Below are 6,490 nucleotides of genomic sequence, written 5' to 3' on the forward strand. Positions count from 1 at the left end.
CCAACTCATTCTCATTTTCTTTTTATGGCTTCGTTTTAGCCTGTCGTTTGACAGGCTATAGGTGTTACTCCCCCTCGGCGCGGCCGGGCCGCCCCCGAACCGGCCGGTTCGGCGGCGGGGCCCGACACGGGCTTCCTTGTTCAGGCGTCCTCGAAGAGCAGGTCCTCGGGGGGATGCGTCATCCGTAGCGTCTGGCCGTTGGTGACCTCCACGACACGGTGCAGGCCCACGCAGCGTTCACCGGTGGACAGGATCGAGAAGCGGTCACCGACGCCGGCCAGGAAGGCCGGAGCGCACGCCAGCGGCATGTCGAGCCGGAGGTAGTCCACGAACCGGCGGAACAGCTTGGGCAGGACCAGGACGTCGTCCGTCAGCGAGGCCAGGCCGGTGATCTTCGCGCCGGAGAGGGTGGCGTCGTCCGGCCACAGTCCCCGGCCCTCGTCCCGGGCCTGCTGGGTGACGGTGGCCAGTTCCACCCGCAGCGTGGTGAACAGGGTGCGGTAGAAGGTCGGGTAGGCAAGGCCCTGCGTGATCAGGTGGTGGTTGACCGTCGTGCGCAGCACGTCCTCGTCGACGTCGATCTCCAGACCGCTGGTGCCGGGGCCCGTTCCGCGTCCCGCGAGCGCGATGCAGCGGCCGTGGACGTCGGCGCCGCGCGTGAGCACGAAGCCGGGCACGGTCTCCGGGATGGTCGCGGTCACGGTCTCGTCGGGACGGCGCTGGACGTCGGTGAAGCCAAGCCAGCGCAGCAGTTCGTCGCGCGCGGCATGGGCGGGCTCCAGCGGCTGGTGGACCCGCTTCGGGCCGTAATGGGTCTCCGGCGCGTCGACCGCGTCCAGCCGCAGCTTCGCGCGGCCCGCCGCACTGTGCTCGACGGCGCGCCCGCGCCCGCCGCCGACGAGGCTCCACTGGGTGGGGTCCGCGGCCGTGAAATGCACCGTGTCCCCGTCCGGCTGCGAGCCCTTGATGTCGTAGAAGCCCTGGATCAGAAGCATGGGCATGGCGACTCCTCAACCGTGCAAGGGGTGCTCGATGACGTCGAAATGCCCCCGATTCCGATGGTGCACCCGAATCGGGGGTTCCGCACCCGCGAGGAGCGCGGCGAGCGTCGACGCCGTTGCCCGGGCCATGCGGCCGCCGCCCGGTCCGCGGTGCCGGGCGGCACCGCGGACCGGATGACGGTCCGTCAGGAACCCTTCGAGGCCAGGTACTCCTCCACTCCGGGCGCCTCGTGCGCGTCCTCGACGTTCACCATGGCGCCCACGGCCTTGGCGTCGGGCTTGAGCACATAGGTGGACGAGCTGGCCGGCTTGGCCACGTCGGAGAAGTTCTGCGGGGTGCCGAGCCCGGCGTCGGCGTTCGTCTGGGAGCGGTGCGCGGCGACCACGTCCTCGCGGGCGAGGCTGCCTCCCTTGCAGGCCTTCTTCAGGTCGGCGCCCATCAGCTGGGCGGCGTTGTAGCCGGAGAGCACGCCCGAGTCGACCAGCTCGCCGGGGTACTTCTTCTGGTAGGAGGCGACCATCTTCTTCACCCCGGGCACGTCCGCGCTCACGGCGGGGGCCGCGCTCACCACGTTCAGCATGGCCTCCAGGGCGGCCGCCGCGGGCGTCTTCATCAGCTGCGGGGCGTATCCGGGGGCGTTGCTGACCACGGGGACCTTCAGCCCGCGGGAAGCGGCGACGCCGACCAGCGAGGCGGTCTGGGCCGGTCCCGCGCTGATCAGGATCGCCTTCACGCCCTCCTTGCGCAGCGCGGAGACCTGGGCGGACAGGTCGGTGTCGGTGGCCTTGATCTTCTGGCCCACGACCTTCAACCCGGCCTTCTTCGCCGCCCATTCGGAGCCCTCGAGGGCATTGGCGCCGTAGTCGCCCTCGAAGTAGACGTGGCCGATCCTGTCGCCCTTCTTGAGACCCTTGGTACGGGTGAGGAAGTCGACGGCGGCGATCATGTCGAGGTCGTAGGTGGTGCCGAGCACCTGCACGGAGTCCTTGCCCAGCAGGGAGGCCGCCCAGGCCTGCGGGAAGGTGAGCACCTTGTCCCGCTCGATGTCGTCGAGCAGCGCCGCGACCACCGGCGAGCCGATGACCTGCGGCAGCGCCACCACGTCCTGGGAGATGTCGGCGTAGGCGGTGACCGCCTTCTGCACGTCGTAGCCGTGGTCCTTGACGACGATCTCGACCTTGCGGCCGCAGATGCCGCCCGCGGCGTTGGTCTCGTCGGCCCACATCTGCTGGGCCTGCACGATGGACTTGCCGAGGGTGGCGTAGGGGCCGGTCAGATCGGTCAGGGCGCCCAGCTTGATGGTCTTGTCGGTGACGCCGGGGCCTGCCTTGACGCCGTCGGCGCCGTCGGCGGCGCTGCCGTCGCCGTCCGCCTTGGAGCTGCATCCGGTGCCCGCGAGAAGCAGGGCCGTCAGGGCGGCGGCCAGGACCGTCCTGGTGCGGTGCGTGGGGTGGTTCACGGTGTCGGCTCCTTGGCTCGTACGGCTGAGGCGGTGGATTGGGTCGGGGGCGCGGGGTCCGCGTCCTTGGCGGCGGCCCGCCGGCGGCGCAGACGGGCACGGGTCCGGCGGAGCAGTCCATGCAGTCCGTCGGGGGCGAAGAGCAGGATCAGGACGATCGCCGCTCCGTAGAGGTAGCGAGCCGCCTCGGTCGGGCCGACGGCACCATCGGTGGTGCCGGGGGCGGCCACCAGCGGCAACTGGTCGGCGTAGCGGGTCATCAGCAGGGGCAGGGCGGTGACGAAGACGGCTCCCGCCGTGGCTCCGGCCACCGAGCCGATGCCGCCGATGACGATCATGGCCAGGTAGTCGACCGACAGGGCGAGGGAGAAGTAGTCCGGTACGACGCGGCGGAAGGCGAGGGCGAGCATCACCCCGGCCAGGCCCGCGTACATGGAGGAGACCACAAAGGCCGCCGAACGGTAGCGGGAGACGTTGACGCCCATCACCGCGGCCGCGGTCTCGCTGTCGCGCAGCGCGACCAGGGCCCGGCCGGGGCGTCCGAGCCGCAGCCCGCGGGCGGTGAACCAGGTGAGCGCGAACAGGGCGAGGCCCAGGTACCACAGGCGTTCCTCGGCGCCGAACGGCACGCCCAGCAGGGTCATTCCGGGGTCGGAGGCGGTGAAGGAGAAGCCGCCGAGCTCCAGCGGCGGCACCGAACGGCCGTTGAATCCGCCGGTGATGGAGTCCGCGGTGAGCAGGACGTGGTGCCCGAGGAAGACCAGGGCGAGGGTGGCGACACCGAGGTAGATGCCGCGCACCCGGCCCGCGACGGGGCTGAACAGGCCTCCGGCGGCCCCAGCGAGGAGTACCGCGAGGACCATGGCGAGGGCGGGCGGCAGGCCGGGGCCCGGTTCGCCGGCCAGCCAGACGTAGCCGTACGCCCCGACGGCGAGGAAGAAGGCGTGGCCAAGGGAGAGTTGACCGGCCGTTCCGGACAGCAGGCCGAGTCCCACGGCGCCGACGGCGGCGGCCATGGAGAACAGGCCGATGCGCAGCCAGAAGGCGTCGAGGTAGAAGGGCAGCGCGCACATCAGGACGACCAGCAGGACGGTCCAGGCGCGGTAGCGGCGCAGCAGCTCAGACACGGGCCGCCCCCTTCGCGCCGAACAGCCCGGTGGGCCGTACGAGAAGGACGAGGACCATCACCGCGTACGGCGCGACGTCGCCGAACCCCTCCCCGAGAACGTGCAGTTCGGACTGGTATCCGGCGACGAGGGCCTCCGTCAGGCCGATCAGCATGCTGCCGGCGAGGGCGCCGGGCGGGGAGGCCATGCCGCCGAGGATGGCGGCCGGGAAGGCCTTCAGGGCGATCTGTCCGGTCGTACGCTCCAGGCCCGGGGCCGGGAACGCGGCGAGGAAGACCGCGGCCAGCGCGGCGAGTCCGCCGGCCAGGCACCAGGCGAGGGTGCGCATCCGCACCAGGCGGACGCCCATCAGCGCGGCCGCCTCCATGTCCTCCGCCGAGGCGCGCAGCGCCAGCCCCCAGTTGGTGTAGCGGAACAGGGCGAAGACGCCGCCGATGACGACGGTGGAGACCACGATCGCGGCGAGGCGGCTGTCGGCGACCGTGATGGGTCCGAGGCCGCTGACCGAGTCGCCCCAGGGGTCGCCGAGGGTGAGCAGGTCGCCGCCGATGCGCCGGGACAGGTCGGTGAGCAGGACGATGTCGACGCCGATGGTCACGATCGTCTGCACATGCGTGGAGTGCGCGTCCTGTTCGCCGAGCTGGAGCAGGAACCGGTCCATGAGCCCGGCCACGGCCGCGGTCGCCAGGACGGCCACGGCGAGGGCGCCCGCGAATCCGAGGTCGTCGTGGAGGACGGCGGTGAGGTAGCCGCCGAGCAGGAGCAGGGAGCCGTGGGCGAAGTTGATGACGCCGGAGGCCTTGAAGATGATGACGAAGCCGAGGGCGACCAGGGCGTAGACGGACCCCAGGGCGAGGCCGTTGAGGACGTTGTCGAGGAAGCCGGTCATGCCGCGTCCTCCCCGCTCGCCTCGGTGCCGAGGTAGGCGCGCAGCACCTCCGGGTCGCTGCGGACCTCGTCGGGGGTGCCGTGGGCGATGACGCGGCCGAAGTCGAGGACGGTCACCTCGTCGGCGAGGCGCATCACGAGGCCCATGTCGTGCTCCACCAGCACCACGGACAGGCCGAGTTCGGCGCGCACGGCACGGATGGTGTCGGCGGTACGGGCGCGTTCGGCGGCGTTCATGCCGGCCACCGGTTCGTCGAGCAGCAGCACAGTGGGCTCCAGGCAGAGGGCGCGGGCGAACTCCACGCGCTTGCGGTCGCCGTACGACAGCAGTGCGACCGGGGAGTCGAAGTGCGGTCCGAGACCGGTGAGTTCGGCGATCTCGCGAGCCCGCGCGAGATGCGCGCGCTGTTCGCGTACGGCGCTCGGCAGGCGCAACGCGCTGGCGGTGAAGCCGGCGCGGGACAGGATGTGCCGGCCGAGCATGAGGTTGTCGGCGACGGTTCCTTCCGTGGTGACGATGTTCTGGAAAGTGCGGGCCACGCCCAGGGTGGCGATGCGGTGCGGGGCGAGGCGGGTCAGTTCGGTGTCGCCGAGGCGGACCGTGCCCGAGGCGGGGCGGTACAGGCCCGAGAGCACGTTGAAACAGGTGGACTTGCCCGCGCCATTGGGCCCGATGAGGGCGTGCACCGTCCCCGGGACGACCGTGAAGGACACGGAGTCCAGGGCGGTGAGCCCGGCGAACCGGACGGTGACGTCCTGTACGTCGAGCACGGGTGGCGTGGTGGTGCGGTCGTTCACGCGGCCCCCTGACCGTCGGCGGTCTCGCCCAGGTAGAGACGGCGTACGGCGTCCGTGCGGGCGAGTTCGTCGGCCGCCCCGGACAGCCGGATCTCGCCGACCTCCAGGACGTAGGCGCTGTCCGCGAGGGAGAGCGCCATGCCGGCGTTCTGTTCGACCAGGAGCACGGCGGTGCCCTGGGTGTTGATCTCCTTCACGACCTCGGCGATCCGGGCCACCATCTGCGGGGCGAGGCCGAGGGAGGGCTCGTCGAGCAGGAGCAGACGCGGGGCGGCCATCAGGGCGCGGCCGATGGCGAGCATCTGCTGTTCGCCGCCGGAGAGGAGGCCCGCGGCCTGGTGGGTGCGTTCGGCGAGCCGGGGGAAGAGGGTGAACACCCGGTCGCGGGCCGTGCGTACGTGGGCGGGGTCGCGGCGGCCGAGGCCGAGGCCGCCGGTGCGCAGGTTCTCGTCGACCGTGAGCCCGGCGAAAACCCTCCTGCCCTCCGGGACCTGGACGACCCCGGCGCGCACGGCGGCGACCGGGTCGCGGCCGTCGAGTTCCGTGGTGCCGTAGCGGATGCGGCCCGCGGTGACCGCGCCGCGGTGCAGGCGCAAGGTGCCGGACACCGCCCGCAGCAAGGTCGTCTTGCCCGCGCCGTTGGCGCCGAGCAGGGCGACGACGCCGCCGTGCGGGACGGTGAGCGACACGTCGCGAAGGGCGGACAGGGCGCGGCCGTAGGTCACGTCTAGGCCTTCGACGTGCAGCGCCGGTTCCTCGTCCGGTGGTGCTTCGGGCATCACGGCTCCTCGCGTCCGTGCCGGGCGGGCACGGGACGGGTTGGGGAAGGGGAGCTCACGACAGCACGCGGGCGGGCGGGCGGAACAGATGTGCGGGCGGGGTCGCTGCGTGGTCCCAACGGGGGTGGGCCGGGACTGTGCGGGTGCCCAGGCCGGGCGGGCCGGGGATTCCGTGGCGGGGAGCGGGGAAGGCGCGGGCGCTCGGTCGCGCGGGTGAGGACGTCCGGCCCGGGGGGAGGGGGGCGTCCGGGCCGGCGGGAGCGTCCGGCCCGGGAGACGTACGGCCCGGGAGACACCCGGCCCGGGGGACGTACGGCGCGGGAGACACCGGGCGGGCGGCGTCCGGCCCGGCGGGGCGAACTCGTCCCCGATCCAGTACGTGCCGTCGTAGGCCCGCACGATCGACTCGACGTCGAAGTCGGCGCCGGTCAGCGTGC

At 72.3% G+C, this 6,490-nt stretch carries 6 protein-coding genes; all 6 read right to left on the bottom strand.

Going from position 1 to position 6,490, the window contains the following annotated elements; all coding sequences use genetic code 11:
- Window positions 1–140: 140 nt before the first annotated feature.
- On the bottom strand, window positions 141–1,001 hold the full coding sequence (locus ACWDRW_RS40045) for a thermonuclease family protein (protein WP_451733451.1): 861 nt from the start codon (window positions 999–1,001) through the stop codon (window positions 141–143).
- A gap of 185 nt (window positions 1,002–1,186) precedes the next feature.
- Window positions 1,187–2,461: an ABC transporter substrate-binding protein gene (locus ACWDRW_RS40050; RefSeq protein ID WP_451733454.1), complete on the bottom strand. Its 1,275-nt coding sequence runs from the start codon at window positions 2,459–2,461 to the stop codon at window positions 1,187–1,189.
- Entirely contained in the window at window positions 2,458–3,534 is a 1,077-nt protein-coding gene (locus ACWDRW_RS40055; protein WP_451733463.1) for a branched-chain amino acid ABC transporter permease, read from the bottom strand. Before ACWDRW_RS40055 ends, ACWDRW_RS40050 begins: the two co-directional genes overlap by 4 nt.
- Before the next feature lie 46 nt (window positions 3,535–3,580).
- Window positions 3,581–4,477: a branched-chain amino acid ABC transporter permease gene (locus tag ACWDRW_RS40060; RefSeq protein ID WP_451733456.1), complete on the bottom strand. Its 897-nt coding sequence runs from the start codon at window positions 4,475–4,477 to the stop codon at window positions 3,581–3,583.
- Entirely contained in the window at window positions 4,474–5,274 is an 801-nt protein-coding gene (locus tag ACWDRW_RS40065; RefSeq protein WP_451733459.1) for an ABC transporter ATP-binding protein, read from the bottom strand. The genes ACWDRW_RS40060 and ACWDRW_RS40065 overlap by 4 nt, the downstream gene beginning before the upstream one ends.
- Window positions 5,271–6,053 carry an ABC transporter ATP-binding protein gene (locus ACWDRW_RS40070; protein WP_451733461.1) on the bottom strand — a complete coding sequence of 261 codons (783 nt, stop codon included), beginning with the start codon at window positions 6,051–6,053 and terminating at the stop codon, window positions 5,271–5,273. The genes ACWDRW_RS40065 and ACWDRW_RS40070 overlap by 4 nt, the downstream gene beginning before the upstream one ends.
- Between the last annotated feature and the right edge of the window lie 437 nt (window positions 6,054–6,490).

This window comes from Streptomyces sp. NPDC003635 (assembly GCF_053587635.1).

Bases quoted from the DNA above. Each gene is read 5' to 3' on its own strand.
- ACWDRW_RS40045 (WP_451733451.1), bottom strand. From the start codon at position 1,001: ATGCCCATGCTTCTGATCCAGGGCTTCTACGACATCAAGGGCTCGCAG.
- ACWDRW_RS40055 (WP_451733463.1), bottom strand. From the start codon at position 3,534: ATGTGCGCGCTGCCCTTCTACCTCGACGCCTTCTGGCTGCGCATCGGC.
- ACWDRW_RS40060 (WP_451733456.1), bottom strand. From the start codon at position 4,477: ATGACCGGCTTCCTCGACAACGTCCTCAACGGCCTCGCCCTGGGGTCC.
- ACWDRW_RS40070 (WP_451733461.1), bottom strand. From the start codon at position 6,053: ATGCCCGAAGCACCACCGGACGAGGAACCGGCGCTGCACGTCGAAGGC.